We start from the raw sequence: 16,118 nt of genomic DNA, 5'->3' as shown, positions 1-16,118 counted from the left end.
CGGCAGCGGACCCGCGGCGGTCAGGGCGGCCGCGCGGCCGACGGCCAGCTGTCCTTCGGCGACCCCGACGAGCAGCCCGACCAGCAGTCCGCCCCGCATTCCGGCGAGCCGCAGGAGCCGCAGGACACACCGGCACCCGGCACCCCCGACCGGCTGCGGGTGGTCGTCTTCGGCGGCCGGCTCGAGCTCGAATCGGACGAGCTCCGGCGTATCCGCCAGAACGTCCTCGGCGGCACCGCGCCCGTCAACCTGCTGCGCCCGCGCGCCCGGCGGCTGCTGCTCGACGCGCTGTGGGCCAAGTCGGGCGGCCGGGCGCGGGGCGCTTCCTCGTACGCGAGCGACCCCGAACTGGCCGCCGAGCTGCGTTCGTCCTTCGACGACGACGTGACGGGCGAGGACAGCTTCACCGACTTCCTGGACGCCTGGTGGCCCGAGCTGACCCCGCGCGGGGTGCTCGCCGCGATGGCCGACGAGCGCAGGCTCGGCCGCTGGGCCCGCCGGGTGCTCAACCAGGGCGAGGTGCGCAAGCTGGCCCGCTCGCTGCGGCGCGAGGCGCTCTCGGTGCACGACGTGGCGCTCCTGGACGAACTCCAGGCGCTGCTGGGCACACCGCACCGGCCGAGGAAGAAGCGCGAGTACGACCCGCTGGACCAGCTCACCGGTCTCGAAGAGCTGATGCCGCACCGCGAGGAGACCCAGTGGGAGCGGGCCGAGCGGCTGGCGCAGGAGCGCACCGAGTACGCGCACGTCATCGTCGACGAGGCGCAGGACCTGACGCCCATGCAGTGGCGGATGGTCGGCCGCCGCGGCCGCCAGGCGACCTGGACGGTCGTGGGTGACGCGGCGCAGTCGTCGTGGTCGGCCCCGGACGAGGCGGCGGAGGCCCGCGACGAGGCGCTCGGCGCCCGCCCGCGCCGCCGCTTCACCCTGACCGTCAACTACCGCAACCCGGCGGAGATCGCCGAGCTGGCGGCGAAGGTGCTGGCGCTGGCCATGCCGGGCATGGAGTCGCCGTCGGCGGTCCGCTCCACCGGGGTCGAGCCGCGTTTCGCCGTCGTATCCGGCGGGGACCTGGCGGGCACGGTGCGGGCGGAGGCGGAGCTGCTGCTCGGCCGGGTCGACGGCACGGTCGGTGTGGTGGTCGCCATGAACCGGCGCGAGCAGGCCGGGAAGTGGCTGGCCGGTCTCGGGGAACGGGTGGTGGCGCTGGGCAGCCTGGAGGCGAAGGGCCTGGAGTACGACGCGACGGTCGTGGTGTCGCCCGCGGAGATCGCGGACGAGTCACCGGCCGGGCTGCGGGTCCTGTACGTGGCGCTGACCCGTGCCACGCAGCAGCTCACGGTGGTCTCGGCGGCCGGTGACGCGCCCGACGGGGACGGCGTACCTGACCTGTTGCGGGACTGACGGCGCGGGCCGGTGACGCGGGTCGACGGCACGGTCCGGGGGCGCGGTCCCGGAAGACCGTTCCGGAGTCAATGCGCCGCAGGGGAATCACTTTCCCGGGTGGTTTGTTAACCTGGTCGTGACACCGGCTCGATCCAAGCCCCCGGGCCCAACCTTCGTCGCTTCGAGCGACCACTTGCCGCGAGGCGAGCATGGCGGGCCGGTGTCACTCAGTTGAAGAAAGTCCGTACCGCCCTCGGGTGGTACGGACTTTTTCTGTTTCCGTCCTGGTCGGCGCAACTTTCTGCGGCCGTTCGCCGCTGGGGGGTTCCCCGACCAGGTGGTTTCTCGTATGGTGGAAAACACTTTCCGAATCGAAGGCCCCATTACCAGCTACTGGCTGGTAGGTGCGACCATCGGATGCGTTTTACCGAACAGCCAGGGAAAAGCAAAGGAAGTCGGCCATGGCAACGGCGCCCAGCGTCTCGTACTCGATCACGGCGCGTCTGGAGGTTCCCGCGAGCGGGACCGCGGTCAGCCAGCTCACCACGGCCGTGGAGTCCTCCGGTGGCTCGGTCACCGGCCTCGACGTCACCGCTTCCGGTCACGAGAAGCTCCGGATCGATGTCACCATCGCCGCCTCCTCCACCGACCACGCCAACCAGATCGTGCAGCAGCTCAAGGGCATCGAGGGGGTCGAGCTCGGGAAGGTCTCCGACCGTACCTTCCTGATGCACCTCGGCGGCAAGATCGAGATGGCGTCCAAGCACCCCATCCGCAACCGTGACGACCTCTCGATGATCTACACCCCCGGTGTGGCCCGCGTCTGCATGGCGATCGCGGACAACCCGGAGGACGCCCGCCGGCTCACCATCAAGCGCAACTCCGTTGCAGTGGTGACGGACGGCTCGGCCGTGCTGGGTCTCGGCAACATCGGCCCGAAGGCCGCACTGCCGGTCATGGAGGGCAAGGCGGCCCTCTTCAAGCGCTTCGCGGGGATCGACGCCTGGCCGCTCTGCCTCGACACCCAGGACTCCGACGCGATCGTGGAGATCGTCAAGGCCATCGCGCCCGGCTTCGCCGGCATCAACCTGGAGGACATCTCGGCGCCCCGCTGCTTCGAGATCGAGGCCCGGCTCCGCGAGGCCCTCGACATCCCGGTCTTCCACGACGACCAGCACGGCACCGCGATCGTCGTGCTCGCCGCGCTGACCAACGCACTGCGCGTGGTGGACAAGGAGTTCAGCGAGGTCCGGGTGGTCATGTCCGGCGCCGGAGCGGCCGGTACGGCCATTCTGAAACTGCTCCTGGCCGCCGGCGTCAAGCACGCGGTCGTCGCCGACATCCACGGTGTGGTGCACGCGGGCCGCGCGGACCTGGTCGACGCCACGCCGGAGTCGCCGCTGCGCTGGATCGCCGACAACACCAACCCCGAAGGTGTGACCGGCACGTTGAAGGAGGCCGTGGTCGGCGCCGACATCTTCATCGGTGTCTCGGCCCCCAACGTGCTGGGCGGTGAGGACGTCGCGGCCATGGCGGACGGCGCGATTGTGTTCGCTCTTGCGAATCCCGACCCCGAGGTCGACCCGGCGATCGCCCGTCAGACGGCGGCAGTTGTGGCCACCGGCCGGTCGGACTTCCCGAACCAGATCAACAACGTGCTGGTCTTCCCGGGTGTCTTCCGCGGTCTGCTCGACGCCCAGTCCCGTACCGTCAACACGGAGATGATGCTGGCCGCCGCCGGCGCGCTCGCCGATGTCGTCGGCGCGGACGAGCTCAACGCGAACTACATCATCCCGTCGGTCTTCAACGACAAGGTCGCCGGAGCGGTCGCGGGGGCGGTCAGGTCGGCCGCGAAGGCCGCCGGTGTGACGGTGTCGACGCCCACGTCCGCCTGACGCTCGGCGCGTCGCGGGACTCGCGGCCCCAAACGCCCCTTTAGGGTGGCGGGAAATGAGCCCCTGGGCGCCCACAGCCGGGTTTCACGGAGTCGACGGAGCGTCACCGTCCCGGGACAGTGACGCGTTCGTGTGACTCCGGTGAGTGCCGGATTGGCTTTCCCGCCGTTGGTGGGGGCAGGATGCATATTCGGGCGCGAGGGTCTGACGTCAGACCCGGGTCCGGGGACTGTCCTAGGGCCCTGGCAGCATCGGCTTCGATCTCACGCCTTACAGGCAAGAAGAACACGGGAGTAACAACATGAACCGCAGTGAGCTGGTGGCCGCCCTGGCCGATCGTGCCGAGGTGACTCGTAAGGACGCCGACGCCGTTCTGGCCGCTCTCGCCGAGACGGTCGGCGAGATCGTCGCCAAGGGCGACGAGAAGGTCACCATCCCCGGCTTCCTGACCTTCGAGCGCACCCACCGTGCCGCTCGCACCGCGCGTAACCCGCAGACCGGCGACCCGATCAACATCCCCGCCGGCTACAGCGTGAAGGTCTCCGCGGGCTCGAAGCTCAAGGAAGCCGCCAAGGGCAAGTAACCCCGAGCGCAAAGCACGTGACGGAGGGCGGCCACCCGGTCAGGGTGGGCCGCCCTCCGGCATGTCCGGGCGGCGCGCTCAGAGCTGTCCGGCCCCGGTGGCCGCGCTGTGGCCCTGGCCGCCGTTCTCCCGGAACGTCAGCAGGTCAACGGCCGTCAGGGACGCGACGACGGTGGTGCGCGGCCCCGCGGCGATGCCCGGGACCGTGGGGACCGCCAGCAGACGGCACCCCGCCGCCAGCGCCGCAGCGGCGCCGGTCGGGGTGTCCTCGACGGCCAGACAGTGCGCCGGATCGGCGCCCAGCGCCGCCGCTGCCGCCAGATACGGGTCCGGATGGGGCTTTCCGCGCGCCGATTCGCCCGAGGCCACGGACGCGGCGAACCGGTGCGCGCCGAGCGTGCCGAGCACCATGTCCGCCACATGCCGCTCCGAGGCGGTGACCAGGGCCACCGCGATGCCCAGCGCGGCCGCCTGGTCGAGCAGCCGCAGGGCGCCCGGCTGGACGGTGACCCCGGAGGCCACGCCCGCCGTGAAGTCCCGGTCGAGGCGGGCCGCGGCATCGGCCACCGTCAGTCCGACGCCGTGCTCGTGGACCGCGCGTTCCGCCGCGTCGGCCACCGCGGCACCGGCGTAGGCCGCCACGACAGCGGGCCCCGCGGGGACACCCTCCGCGCTGAGCAGCCGGGCGACGGTCTGCAGCCAGGCGTGCTCGGTGTCGACGAGGGTGCCGTCCATGTCGCACAGCAGCGCCGCGGGGAGCGTCATGAGGGCTCGCTTTTCTGTTCCGGTGAGGTACGGGCCAGGGGGTTGGCCTGTATGGAGTTGCGTACGGTGAAGACGACCGAGCCGGGGCGGTAGCGGTCGTCCGAGGTCTCGACGGGCCGCCCGTCGGCGGTGAGCGTGGTGCGCCGCACCCGCAGCAGCGGGCTGCCACGCCGTACCCGCAGTTCACGGGCGTCGACGGTGCCGGCCGCCACGGCGTCCAGATGGTGCTCGCCGTGCGCGAAGACCAGCCCGGTGTCGTCGAGGAGCCGCTGCGTGACGGACTCGCAGTCGGCGGGCAGCGCTTCGACGGCGTCGGCGGTCCAGCCCGCGTACACCGTGCGCTCCAGCAGGACCGGGTCGCCGTCCAGGGTGCGCAGCCGCAGGACGCGCAGCACGGCGTCGCCCGGTGCCAGTTGGAGCAGCGCGGCCTCCTCGGCGCTCGCACCCGCGCGTACGGAGTCCAGGACGAGCCCGCCCGGGAGGTGCCCGCCGGCCCGCGCCCACTGCGCGAAACTGCGCAGTTCGGTGAAGCTCTGGCTGGGTGTGGTGCTCAGCACAGTGTGGCGCGTGCCCTGCCGTGACCCGAGCAGCCCCTCGGCGAGCAGCGTCGCCAGGGCCTGCCGGACGGTGCCGCGCGAAACGCCGTGCACGGCCGCCAGTTCGGTCTCCGACGGCAGCGGGGAGCCGACCGGAAACCGGCCTTCCGCGAGGTCACGGCGGAGAGTGTCGGCAATCTCCTGATGCCGTCGGGTCACGTCACTCCTCCTGGTGGGCCCGGTGTTCCGGGCGACGGCTGATCATGTCATCTGTGCACACCGTCATGCATCCCACGGAGGTTCGATGTATGTGTCTCACCGATCCGCGAGATCTTAAACCAAAACTTCGATAACGCTTCTGACCTGCGGTTTTTAGGATCGTTCGGGGTTGTTTGACGGTCGTCTTGCTGTTAGCTTGCCCAGGCTTACTGACTGATGGCTTGTCCAGACAAGTGGCTGGCCTTGAATCGCAGGAGTACAACGTGAACCCATCCCGACCGGCCCGCTTCGCAGGCATCGCGGCAGCCGTGCTCGCCACCGCGGCGGTGGCCAGTGGCTGCGGGGCCGCCCCCACCGCCGACGCCGCGAACAGCAAGGCGGCGAAGGCGGAATCGGCGGCGGACCTCGGCGGGATGGCGGCCCTCGCCAAGGAGGCCAAGAAGGAAGGCACGCTCAACGTCTACGCGCTGGCGCCCGACTGGGCCAACTACGGCGAGATGATCTCGGCCTTCGAGAAGAAGTACGGCATCAAGGTCAACAACGAGAACCCGGGCGGCAGCAGCCAGCAGGCCCTCAACGCGGCGGCCAAGCGCAAGGGCCAGGACCGGGCCGTCGACGCGCTCGACCTCGGCACCGCGTACATGCAGCAGGCCAAGGCGCAGAAGCTGCTCGCCCCGTACAAGGTCACCGGCTGGAACGGCATACCCGCGGCCCAGAAGCAGGCCGACGGCTCGTATCTGAACAACTACGGCGGCTATATCTCGATCGGCTGCGACGCCAAGGCCGTCACCCACTGCCCGAAGACCTTCAAGGACCTGCTCAAGCCCCAGTACAAGGACAAGGTCGCCCTGAACGGCAACCCGGGCGAGTCCAGTTCGGCGCTGGCCGCCGTCTTCGCCGCCTCGCTGGCCAACGGCGGCTCCCTCGACGACGTACAGCCCGGCCTCGACTTCTTCAAGGAACTGAAGAAGAAGGGCAATTACGTCCCCGCCGAGTCGACCCTCGCCACCATCCAGAAGGGCGAGACGCCCATCTCGATCGACTGGGACTACCTCAACCTCGGCTACGCGGCCAAGCTGAAGGCCAAGGGCGTCGACTGGCAGGTCACCGCCCCGTCCGACGCCGCGTACTCCAACTACTACAACCAGGGCGTCAACAAGTACGCCCCGCACCCGGCGGCCGCCCGGCTGTGGCTGGAGTTCCTCTACAGCACCGAGGGCCAGAACATCTGGCTGCGCGGCTTCTCCCGCCCCGCGCTGCTCGACGTGATGGAGAAGAACGGCACAGCCGACAAGGCCGCCAAGGCCCTTCCGCGTGTGGAGGGCGCCGCGAAGACCGCGAGCCCCGCCCAGGAGGCCAAGGCCAAGGAAGCCGTCGTCCAGGGCTGGGCCAAGGCGGTCAGCTGACGATGGCCGACCAAGCCGTTGGTACGGCGGTCGCCGCCGGGGCGAAACCGGCCGTACGCCGCCGGGGCCGCCACCGCTGGCCCGCCGTCCTCCCGTACTTCGTTTTCCTCGCCCTCTGCTTCGGCCTGCCCGCGGGCACCATGGCGTACAACGCCTTCATGGTCACCGACGCGAGCGGCGCGGCGCACTTCGGCACCGACAACGTCAGCGACTCGCTCTCCGGGGCCTACGCGACCGGGCTCACCGGAAGCGTCGAACTCTCCGTCGTCAGCGCCCTGCTGGCCACCCTCTTCGGCGCGCTGATCGCCCAGGCCGTCGCCACGTCGAAGCGCCCGGCCCTGCGCAAGGCCGTCGTCGCGGCCTCCGGGGTCTTCGCCAACTTCAGCGGCGCGCCGCTCGCCTTCGCCTTCATCGCCACCCTCGGCACCACCGGCACGCTCACCAGGCTGCTGTCGCTGCACTCCACCGGCTTCAGCCTCTACAGCTTCACCGGCCTGGTGCTCGCCTACCTCTACTTCATGATCCCGCTGATGGTGGTGACCGTGCTGCCCGCGCTCGACGGGCTGCGCACCCAGTGGCAGGAGGCCGCCGCGTCCTGCGGAGCCACCCGCCGCCAGTTCTGGCTGCACATCGGCATCCCGGTGCTGACGCCCTCACTGCTCGGCGGCGCGGTCCTGATGTTCGGCACCGCCTTCGCCTCGCAGGCCACCGCGGCGGTGATGACCGGGAGTTCGGTGCCGCTGATCACCCTCCAGATCTCCAACGCCCTGAACGGCAACGTGCTGGCCGGACAGGAGAACCTGGCGCTCGCCATGAGCCTCAACATGGTCGTGATCGCGCTGCTCGTGATGGCCGTACAGATCCCGCTGCAGCGACGGAGTGCCCGATGGCTCGGATGACGACAGCAGGCACGGCCGGGCGCACCCGCGGACCGGTGCTCGTGCTGGCCGCGCTCTACTTCCTGGTGCCGGTCGTGGCCTCGCTCTGGTTCACGGTCGACAACGCCGACGGGATCAGCTTCGACCCGTACACCAAGGGCCTCGGCTCCGACGGGATGACCAGCAGCCTGCTGCTCTCGCTGGGGCTCGGGCTCGCCACCGTCGTCCTCGGGCTCGCCCTGATGGTGCCCACGACGGTCGCGGTCGCCCTGTACTTCCCCGGGCTGCGGCGCACGGTCGAGATCCTCTCGATGATGCCGCTGGTGGTGCCGCCGATCGCGCTGGTCGCCGGCGTCAGCACCGTCCTGTCCTGGCAGCAGGACCTGTCCACGACCCCGCTCTACGGGACCTTCCAGGCCCTGCAGAACAAGGACTTCCCGCTGATCCTCGTGCTGGTCTACACAGTGATGTCGCTGCCGTTCCTGTTCCGCTCGCTGGACGCGGGGCTGCGCGCCGTCGATCTCCGTACGCTCGTCGAGGCGTCCCGGAGCCTGGGCGCCTCACGCACCCAGACCCTGCTGCGGGTCGTCGTACCGAATCTGCGCTCCGCGGTGATCGGCGGGGCCGTACTCAGTCTGGCCATGGTGCTCGGCGAGTACACCGTCGCATCCGTGCTCGGCTTCGCACCGTTCGCCGTCTGGATGGTGCAGGTCGGCGACAGCGAGGCCCAGCTCTCCGTCGCCGCCGCGATGCTGAGCCTGCTGATCAGCTGGGGGCTGCTGCTCCTCCTCACCACTCTGGCCGGCGGCCGCAACCGAAGGAAGGCCACAGCATGAGCGTCCCCGTCCAACTCAGGAACCTGCGGAGGGACTTCGGCCCCACGGTGGCGCTCGCCGGTCTCGATCTGGACATCGGCCCCGGCGAACTGGTCGCGCTCCTCGGCCCTTCCGGGTGCGGGAAGACCACCGCGCTGCGCATCATCGCGGGCTTCGAATCCGCGGACAGCGGCGAACTGCTGATGGACGGGCGGGACGTCACCGCCGTCCCCGCCCACCGGCGCGACATCGGCATGGTCTTCCAGTCGTACAGCCTCTTCCCGAACATGACAGCCGCCGAGAACGTGGCGTACGGGCTGCGGGTACGGGGGAAAGCCGCTGCCGAGCGGCGGGCGCGCTCCGCCGAACTCCTCGACCTGGTCGGCCTCCCCGGCCGCGGGGACCACTACCCGCACCAGCTCTCCGGCGGCCAGCAGCAGCGCGTGGCACTGGCCCGCGCGCTCGCCGTCCAGCCGAAGGTGCTGCTCCTCGACGAACCGCTGTCGGCGCTCGACGCCAAGGTGCGGCTCACGCTGCGCGAGGAGATCCGCCGTATCCAGCTGGAGCTGGCCATCACCACGGTCTTCGTCACGCACGACCAGGAGGAGGCGCTGTCCATGGCGGACCGGGTCGCCGTGATGAAGGACGGCAGGCTTGAGCAGTGCGCGGCGCCTTCCGAGCTGTACGAGCGTCCGGCGACGCCGTTCGTGGCCGAGTTCGTGGGCACCATGAACCGGCTGCCCGGCACGGTCCGCGACGGGGGAGTGGTGGAGCTCTTCGGGCGCCGGCTCCCCATCCACGGGGACGCGCCGGCGGCCGGCCGCGAGGTCGACGTCCTGCTGCGGCCCGAAGGGCTCGCGGTGGGCGCGGCGGACGCGGACGGGGGGACCGGGGCGACCGTACGGGTGGCGACCTTCCTCGGGCCCACCACGCGGCTGCACCTCACCACGGACAGCGGTCTCGCGCTCAAGGCCGATCTGCCCAGCTGGGAGGCGGGGAAGCTCACGGTGGGGGCCCGGTGCACGCTTTCGCCGCACGAGAATCCGGTGCTTGTCGCCGAGCGGTGACGGGTGGGTGGTGCTGGGTGTGGGCGGCGCCGAAGGGTGCGGGTGTATCGCGCAGCCTTCGGCGCGCTCGTCCTCAAGCTCCCCCAGACTCCGTCCGGGGGGACCCCCAGGACAGGCTCGGTGGGCCCGTCAGACCAGTGCCGCTCCCGGCAGTTCCACCTTCGCGCCCAGTTCGATCAGCTTGTCCAGGAAGTTCTCGTAGCCGCGGTTGATCAGGTCGATGCCGTGCACCCGGGACGTGCCCTGGGCCGCCAGTGCCGCGATCAGGTACGAGAAGCCGCCGCGCAGGTCGGGGATGACCAGGTCGGCGCCCTGCAGCTTGGTGGGGCCGCTGACGACCGCCGAGTGCAGGAAGTTGCGCTGGCCGAAGCGGCAGTCCGAGCCGCCCAGGCACTCGCGGTAGAGCTGGATGTGCGCGCCCATCTGGTTCAGCGCCGACGTGAAGCCGAGCCGGGACTCGTACACCGTCTCGTGGACGATGGACAGGCCGCTCGCCTGCGTCAGCGCCACCACCAGCGGCTGCTGCCAGTCGGTCTGGAAGCCGGGGTGGACGTCCGTCTCCAGGGCGATGGCGTTCAGCGGGCCGCCCGGGTGCCAGAAGCGGATGCCCTCGTCGTCGATCTCGAAGGCGCCGCCGACCCGGCGGAAGGTGTTGAGGAAGGTCATCATCGAACGCTGCTGGGCGCCGCGCACATAGATGTTGCCCTCGGTCGCCAGCGCGGCCGACGCCCAGGACGCGGCCTCCAGACGGTCCGGGAGCGCCCGGTGGTTGTAGCCGCCGAGCTGGTCGACACCGGTGATCCGGATCGTCCGGTCGGTGTCCATCGAGATGATCGCGCCCATCTTCTGCAGCACGCAGATGAGGTCCTCGATCTCCGGCTCGACGGCCGCGTTCGACAGCTCGGTGACGCCCTCGGCGAGCACGGCCGTCAGCAGCACCTGCTCGGTCGAGCCGACCGACGGGTACGGCAGCCGGATCTTGCAGCCGCGCAGCCGCTGCGGGGCCTCCAGATACTGGCCGTCCGCCCGCTTCTCGATCGTCGCACCGAACTGGCGCAGCACCTCGAAGTGGAAGTCGATCGGCCGGCCGCCGATGTCGCAGCCGCCGAGGCCGGGGATGAACGCGTGACCCAGCCGGTGCAGCAGCGGGCCGCAGAAGAGGATCGGGATGCGCGACGAGCCCGCGTGGGCGTCGATGTCCGCGACGTTGGCGCTCTCGACATGCGACGGGTCGAGGATCAGCTCGCCCGGTTCCTCGCCGGGGCGGACGGTCACACCATGCAGCTGGAGCAGCCCGCGTACGACGCGTACGTCCCGGATGTCGGGCACATTGCGCAGTCTGCTCGGACCGCTGCCCAGCAGGGCGGCGACCATCGCCTTGGGCACGAGGTTCTTCGCGCCGCGAACGCGGATCTCGCCCTCGAGCGGGTTGCCGCCGTGGACGAGCAGGACATCGTCGGTGCCAGTGCCGGTCATGAATCTCGCGTTCCGGTGGAGGGGGGGTGGACAGAGGGGCAGTCTCACAGAGTAAGGGGCGAACACCCCGCTTCCATAAGGCAAAGGGGGGCTGTGGTGCGTCATGACTTCGCTACAACACGCTCCGTACGGGATCTGTCACGGCGCGCCGCCGTCGCCGGTCCCGCGCGGAGCCGCCTGCGCCGCCCGCGTGAGCCTGCTTCCCGCACGCTTCTCCCGCGCTGAGCTGCGCCGGATGCGCGCTCCCGGTACCCGCGCCCCACGGAGCGCCAATGTGCGGGATCATGTGTCCCATGACGGAGGTGTCCTCGCTCACAGGGCGGCTGCTCGTGGCCACCCCCGCCCTGGCGGACCCGAATTTCGACCGTGCCGTGGTGCTCGTCCTCGACCACGACGGGGAGGGCTCCCTCGGGGTGGTGCTGAACCGCCCGACCCCGGTCGGCGTCGGTGACATTCTGGCGGGCTGGGAGCAGCTCACCGGGGAGCCCGGCGTCGTCTTCCAGGGCGGCCCGGTCTCGCTGGACTCGGCGCTCGGTATCGCGGTGATCCCCGGCGGCGGCAAGGCACCCGAGCTTTCCGGCATCGACGAGCCCACCCCCCGGCGCAGGCCGTGGGGCGACGCGGCCACCGGGCTGCGGCGCCGCGCCGACCGTAACGACCCCATCGGCTGGCGGCGGGTGTACGGCGCGATCGGCCTGGTCGATCTGGAGACCCCTCCCGAACTGCTCGCGGCGGCGCTCGGCTCGCTGCGGATCTTCGCCGGTTACGCGGGCTGGGGCCCGGGGCAGCTGGCCGCCGAGGTGACGGCGGGGGCCTGGTACGTGGTCGATTCGGAGCCCGGCGATGTGTCGTCGCCCGACCCGGAGGGGCTGTGGCGGTCGGTGCTGAGGCGCCAGCGGGGCGGTCTGGCGATGATCGCCACCTATCCGGACGACCCTTCGCTGAACTGAAGGCGGAATGAGTCAGTACCCTTGGCCCTCATGAGCACTCTTGAGCCCGAGCGCGGGGCAGGTACGGGGACCCTCGTAGAGCCGACACCCCAGGTGTCGAACGGCGACGGCGACCACGAGCGCTTCGCCCACTATGTCCAGAAGGACAAGATCATGGCGAGCGCGCTGGAAGGCACGCCTGTTGTCGCACTCTGCGGCAAGGTCTGGGTGCCGGGCCGCGACCCGAAGAAGTATCCGGTCTGCCCCATGTGCAAGGAGATCTACGAGTCCATGGGCGCCGGTGGCGACAAGGACAAGGGCGGCAAGGACGGCGGCAAGAAGTAGCGCCCCGCTCCGCCCCGTCCCGTCCCACGGCAGGCGTACGGCGCGGCCGCGGCCTCCTCCGGGAGGCGGGCCGCTCCTCCGCCATATCCCGGTGAATTGGTCTATGCCACTGGTCGGTAGGTCCGGCAGGATGGGCGCATGGATCTGATTCCCGCGCCCCTCGGCGCACAGGACACGCAGAACGGCGGCGCGTTCACCCTGGACGCCGGCACGGTCATCGACGCCGGACCCGGCACCGAGGGGGTCGCCCGGTGGCTGCGGCAGGTGATCGGCGACGCGACCGGACTGCCGCTGGGGCCCGGCCCCGTCGAGAGTGCCGGTTCTGATTCCGGTCCCGGAGGGCGCGCGGCCGGCGGGACCGTCCGGCTGCGGATCGATCCCGCGCTCGCGTCGGACACACCGGGCGGCAGCCCCGAGGCGTACACGCTCACCGTCGACAGCGGCGGTGTCCGCCTGGACGGCCGGAGCGCGGCCGGTCTCTTCTGGGGTGCGCAGACGCTCCGTCAGCTGCTCGGCCCCGACGCCTTCCGCCGGGCCCCGCTGCGGCCGGGCGCCCCGTGGCGGATCCCCGGCTGCGCCATCGATGACAGCCCCCGCTTCGGCTGGCGCGGCATGATGCTCGACGTGGCACGGCACTTCATGCCCAAGGACGGCGTACTGCGCTATATCGACCTCCTCGCCGCCCACAAGCTCAACGTCTTCCACTTCCACCTCACCGACGACCAGGGCTGGCGCATCGAGATCAAGCGCTACCCGCGGCTGACGGAGGTCGGTGCCTGGCGCGCCCGTACGAAGTGGGGGCACCGCGCGTCACCGCTCTGGGACGAGAAGCCGCACGGCGGTTACTACACCCAGGACGACATCCGCGAGATCGTCGCGTACGCGGCGGAGCGGCACATCACCGTCGTCCCCGAGATCGACATCCCGGGCCACTCGCAGGCCGCCATCGCCGCCTACCCGGAGCTGGGCAACACCGACGTCATCGACACGGCGGCCCTCACCGTCTGGGACACCTGGGGCGTCAACCCCAATGTGCTCGCCCCGACGGAGAGTTCGCTGCGCTTCTACGAGGGAGTACTGGAGGAGGTCCTGGAGCTCTTCCCCTCGGCCTTCATCCATCTCGGCGGCGACGAGTGCCCCAAGGACCAGTGGAAGGAGTCCGCGGCCGCGCAGGCGAACATCGAAGGGCTGGGACTCGGCAACGAGGACGAACTCCAGTCCTGGTTCATCCTGCACTTCGACCGGTGGCTGGCCGAGCGCGGGCGGCGTCTCATCGGCTGGGACGAAATCCTGGAAGGCGGGCTCGCGCCCGGCGCTGCCGTCTCCTCCTGGCGCGGTTACGCGGCCGGGATCGCCGCGGCCGAGGCCGGCCACGACGTCGTCATGTGCCCCGAGCAGCAGGTGTATCTGGACCACCGGCAGGACGGCGGCGACGACGAGCCGATGCCCATCGGTTACGTCCGCACCCTGGAGGACGTCTACCGCTTCGAGCCCGTACCGCCGCAGCTGAGCCCCGAGGCCGCCGCCCATGTCCTCGGCACCCAGGCCAACGTCTGGACCGAGGTGATGGAGAACCAGAGCCGGGTGGACTACCAGGTGTTCCCCCGGCTCGCCGCCTTCGCCGAGGTCGCCTGGTCGGCGCTGCCCGAACCGGCGGCCCGCGACTTCGCCGGCTTCGGCCGCCGGATGACCGTGCACTACGCCCGACTTGACGCGCTCGGTGTCCAGTACCGGCCGCCCGGCGGCCCGTTGCCCTCGCAGCAGCGGCCCGCTCCCGGCGGTCTCGCGCCCGCGGCGCTCGGACGCCCGATCGAGGGGGCGCCCCCAAACGTGTGAGCGTGCGGGCAAGGTGTGTACCGGGCTCCGGGCGCTCCGCAACCATGGACCGCCGGGTCGAACAACTCCGGCAACGGGTGCAGAAGAGCGGTAATCGGCACTTCACGGCAATGTCGCGTGAATGCGGACGTTCGGTCTGGGAAGGGATGGATCTGCCCTTCGCGGACCCTCCCGTCGGGCAGTGCGGAAGATGTGCCAGAGTTGCCACGTCCGGGCTCTGAGCACGTACCGTACGGCGCAACAGGCGGGACAGCCGGGACACCGGGACACCGGGAAGGGGCAGCTGGGTTGACCACGCACGCACCGCAGGCGGCGCAGTCCGTGACGCTGCCGCCGTCGCTCGACGAGGCTGTGGCGGCGCTGACGGCCATGCCTGCCGCCGTCCCCGTCGCGGGCGGCACCGATCTGATGGCGGCCGTGAACTCGGGGCTGCTGCGGCCCACGGGACTCGTCGGACTCGGCAGGATCAGCGAGATCCGCGGCTGGCACTACCAGGACGGCCACGCGCTGCTCGGCGCCGGCCTCACCCATGCCCGGATGGGACGGCCCGACTTCGCCGCGCTCATCCCCGCGCTGGCCGCCGCCGCGCGCGCCGCGGGCCCGCCGCAGATCCGTAACGCGGGGACCCTCGGGGGCAACATCGTCACCTCCGCACCGACCGGCGACGCGCTGCCCGTGCTGGCCGCGCTGGAGGCCACCCTGGTCGTCGCGGGTCCTGGCGGTGCCCGCCGCGAGACCCCGGTGTCGCATCTGCTCGCGGGCCGGGACATGCTCCAGCCCGCCGAACTCGTGGGCTTCGTACGGGTACCGCTGCTGCACGCGCCCCAGGTCTTCCTCAAGGCCACCGGGCGTACCGGCCCCGGCCGCGCCACCGCGTCCGTCGCGGTGGTCCTCGACCCGGCCAGGCGCGGGGTGCGCTGCGCGGTGGGAGCCGTCGCGCCGATGCCGCTGCGGCCGATGGAGGCCGAGCAGTGGATCGCCTCGCTCATCGACTGGGACGGGGAGCGCGGGCTGGCGCAGGAGGCGCTCACCGCCTTCGGTGAGTACGTCGCCGCCGCCTGTATCCCCGATGCGGCACCGCCGCCCGAAGGGGGCGAGGCGCAGCCGCTGCCCCCGGCCGTACTGCACCTGCGGCGGACCGTCGCCGCACTGGCCCGGCGAGCACTGGGGAGGGCACTCTCGTGACCACCAACGACGACCGGGGCGGCTGGCAGCCGGTCCCGCAGGGCGGTGAGTACGACGCGGAGGCCACCGCGTTCGTGCAGCTCCCGGAGGGCATGGACCCGTCCGGCGCACCGCTGGCCGCGCCCGGCCACGGCTATGTACCGCCGATGATCCTGCCGTTGACGCCCGCGGCGGGCACGGATCCCGCCGGCACCGGGCAGTGGTCGGTGCCACAGATGCCGCAGGCACCGGACCCGGCGCAGCAGCAGCCGCAGCAGTATCAGACGCACCAGCCTTACCAGGCGCCCGAGACGCCGTACTGGCCGGAGCCGGCACAGGATCCGCACGCCGGTCCCGGATACCCGCACGAGCCGGTGGCCACGGGGCAGTGGACGTTCGGGGACGCGCAGCAGCCGCCGGTGCCCGAACAGCCGCACGAGCAGCACCAGCCCCAGCAGGCACAGCAGTCCCAGCAGGCACAGCAGCACGGCGGGGACCTCACCGGCCAGTGGACGATCCCGGTCGCCGAGGGGGACGTCCCCGAGGAGTCCGGTGAGTACACCGCGTCCTCGCTGATGCGCCCCGCCACGCTGCCCGGTGGCGCGCCCGCGCCCTGGGCCGTACCGCAGGAGCCCGAACCTGCCGGGCCGGCCGAACCGGCCGGTCACGCAACTCCCGCCGACGGCACGCCCGTACCGCAGGAGGAGCACGGGAGGGGCACGGAGCCGCCCGCCGCTGACGGACCGGGGACCGCGGCCGACGAGCCGGACGTTCCGCGGGACGGTCACGAGGCCGGCCCCGGCCGCCACGATGTCCAG

At 71.3% G+C, this 16,118-nt stretch carries 14 protein-coding genes and 1 pseudogene; 12 read left to right on the top strand and 3 right to left on the bottom strand.

All coding sequences use genetic code 11. The features are described 5' to 3' along the window. The 3 genes from G3I19_RS25355 to G3I19_RS25345 all read left to right on the top strand — a co-directional run. Positions 1-1,404, top strand: a 1,404-nt coding sequence (locus tag G3I19_RS25355) for an ATP-binding domain-containing protein (RefSeq protein ID WP_164266023.1), incomplete at its 5' end; no start/stop codon positions are given. A 443-nt stretch (positions 1,405-1,847) separates the two neighbouring features. Further along, on the top strand, positions 1,848-3,281 hold the full coding sequence (locus tag G3I19_RS25350; protein WP_164266022.1) for an NAD-dependent malic enzyme: 1,434 nt from the start codon (positions 1,848-1,850) through the stop codon (positions 3,279-3,281). Positions 3,282-3,582: 301 nt separating this feature from the next. Further along, positions 3,583-3,864 carry an HU family DNA-binding protein gene (locus tag G3I19_RS25345; protein WP_003968811.1) on the top strand — a complete coding sequence of 94 codons (282 nt, stop codon included), beginning with the start codon at positions 3,583-3,585 and terminating at the stop codon, positions 3,862-3,864. Positions 3,865-3,942: 78 nt separating this feature from the next. Here G3I19_RS25345 and G3I19_RS25340 read toward each other — a convergent pair whose 3' ends face one another. Together G3I19_RS25340 and G3I19_RS25335 are read right to left on the bottom strand one after the other, a co-directional pair. Beyond that, positions 3,943-4,629 (bottom strand): HAD family phosphatase, encoded by a 687-nt coding sequence (locus tag G3I19_RS25340; protein ID WP_239074811.1) that lies wholly within the window; start codon positions 4,627-4,629, stop codon positions 3,943-3,945. Then, positions 4,626-5,384, bottom strand: a complete 759-nt coding sequence (locus G3I19_RS25335; RefSeq protein WP_164266021.1) for a GntR family transcriptional regulator — start codon at positions 5,382-5,384, stop codon at positions 4,626-4,628. The genes G3I19_RS25340 and G3I19_RS25335 overlap by 4 nt, the downstream gene beginning before the upstream one ends. A gap of 263 nt (positions 5,385-5,647) precedes the next feature. Here G3I19_RS25335 and G3I19_RS25330 point away from each other — a divergent pair, with 263 nt between their 5' ends. Genes G3I19_RS25330 through G3I19_RS25315 form a run of 4 tightly spaced genes read left to right on the top strand, consistent with a single transcriptional unit; the run spans position 5,648 to position 9,550 of the window. Further along, on the top strand, positions 5,648-6,790 hold the full coding sequence (locus G3I19_RS25330; protein ID WP_164266020.1) for an extracellular solute-binding protein: 1,143 nt from the start codon (positions 5,648-5,650) through the stop codon (positions 6,788-6,790). Between the two features lie 2 nt (positions 6,791-6,792). After that, positions 6,793-7,689 (top strand): ABC transporter permease, encoded by an 897-nt coding sequence (locus G3I19_RS25325; RefSeq protein ID WP_164266019.1) that lies wholly within the window; start codon positions 6,793-6,795, stop codon positions 7,687-7,689. After that, positions 7,686-8,504, top strand: coding sequence for an ABC transporter permease subunit (locus tag G3I19_RS25320; protein WP_203600152.1), 819 nt, complete (start codon positions 7,686-7,688; stop codon positions 8,502-8,504). Before G3I19_RS25325 ends, G3I19_RS25320 begins: the two co-directional genes overlap by 4 nt. Then, a complete protein-coding gene (locus tag G3I19_RS25315; protein ID WP_164266017.1) occupies positions 8,501-9,550 on the top strand; it encodes an ABC transporter ATP-binding protein in 1,050 nt (349 codons plus the stop codon). The genes G3I19_RS25320 and G3I19_RS25315 overlap by 4 nt, the downstream gene beginning before the upstream one ends. A gap of 129 nt (positions 9,551-9,679) precedes the next feature. Here G3I19_RS25315 and murA read toward each other — a convergent pair whose 3' ends face one another. Beyond that, entirely contained in the window at positions 9,680-11,026 is a 1,347-nt protein-coding gene (murA, locus tag G3I19_RS25310; protein WP_164266016.1) for a UDP-N-acetylglucosamine 1-carboxyvinyltransferase, read from the bottom strand. 293 nt (positions 11,027-11,319) lie between these two features. Here murA and G3I19_RS25305 point away from each other — a divergent pair, with 293 nt between their 5' ends. The 5 genes and pseudogenes from G3I19_RS25305 to G3I19_RS25285 form a co-directional block, all read left to right on the top strand. After that, positions 11,320-11,976, top strand: a complete 657-nt coding sequence (locus G3I19_RS25305; protein ID WP_203600150.1) for a YqgE/AlgH family protein — start codon at positions 11,320-11,322, stop codon at positions 11,974-11,976. Between the two features lie 30 nt (positions 11,977-12,006). Continuing rightward, positions 12,007-12,300 (top strand): DUF3039 domain-containing protein, encoded by a 294-nt coding sequence (locus G3I19_RS25300; protein ID WP_164266014.1) that lies wholly within the window; start codon positions 12,007-12,009, stop codon positions 12,298-12,300. 138 nt (positions 12,301-12,438) lie between these two features. Beyond that, on the top strand, positions 12,439-14,136 hold the full coding sequence (locus G3I19_RS25295) for a beta-N-acetylhexosaminidase (RefSeq protein WP_164266013.1): 1,698 nt from the start codon (positions 12,439-12,441) through the stop codon (positions 14,134-14,136). Positions 14,137-14,424: 288 nt separating this feature from the next. After that, a complete protein-coding gene (locus G3I19_RS25290; RefSeq protein WP_164266012.1) occupies positions 14,425-15,321 on the top strand; it encodes an FAD binding domain-containing protein in 897 nt (298 codons plus the stop codon). After that, positions 15,318-16,118 (top strand): annotated as a pseudogene (locus G3I19_RS25285) ((2Fe-2S)-binding protein); the annotation flags it as partial. The gene G3I19_RS25290 and the pseudogene G3I19_RS25285, both read left to right, overlap by 4 nt.

The organism is Streptomyces sp. SID10853, assembly GCF_010548145.1.
Lineage (GTDB): Bacteria > Actinomycetota > Actinomycetes > Streptomycetales > Streptomycetaceae > Streptomyces.
This window is presented reverse-complemented; position numbering and strand designations above follow the sequence as displayed.

Excerpts from the sequence above, each read along its gene's own strand:
- G3I19_RS25345 (WP_003968811.1), top strand. The coding sequence starts at position 3,583 with ATGAACCGCAGTGAGCTGGTGGCCGCCCTGGCCGATCGTGCCGAGGTG.
- G3I19_RS25325 (WP_164266019.1), top strand. The coding sequence starts at position 6,793 with ATGGCCGACCAAGCCGTTGGTACGGCGGTCGCCGCCGGGGCGAAACCG.
- G3I19_RS25305 (WP_203600150.1), top strand. The coding sequence starts at position 11,320 with ATGACGGAGGTGTCCTCGCTCACAGGGCGGCTGCTCGTGGCCACCCCC.
- G3I19_RS25350 (WP_164266022.1), top strand. The coding sequence starts at position 1,848 with ATGGCAACGGCGCCCAGCGTCTCGTACTCGATCACGGCGCGTCTGGAG.
- G3I19_RS25315 (WP_164266017.1), top strand. The coding sequence starts at position 8,501 with ATGAGCGTCCCCGTCCAACTCAGGAACCTGCGGAGGGACTTCGGCCCC.
- G3I19_RS25300 (WP_164266014.1), top strand. The coding sequence starts at position 12,007 with ATGAGCACTCTTGAGCCCGAGCGCGGGGCAGGTACGGGGACCCTCGTA.
- G3I19_RS25320 (WP_203600152.1), top strand. The coding sequence starts at position 7,686 with ATGACGACAGCAGGCACGGCCGGGCGCACCCGCGGACCGGTGCTCGTG.
- murA (WP_164266016.1), bottom strand. The coding sequence starts at position 11,026 with ATGACCGGCACTGGCACCGACGATGTCCTGCTCGTCCACGGCGGCAAC.
- G3I19_RS25340 (WP_239074811.1), bottom strand. The coding sequence starts at position 4,629 with ATGACGCTCCCCGCGGCGCTGCTGTGCGACATGGACGGCACCCTCGTC.
- G3I19_RS25295 (WP_164266013.1), top strand. The coding sequence starts at position 12,439 with ATGGATCTGATTCCCGCGCCCCTCGGCGCACAGGACACGCAGAACGGC.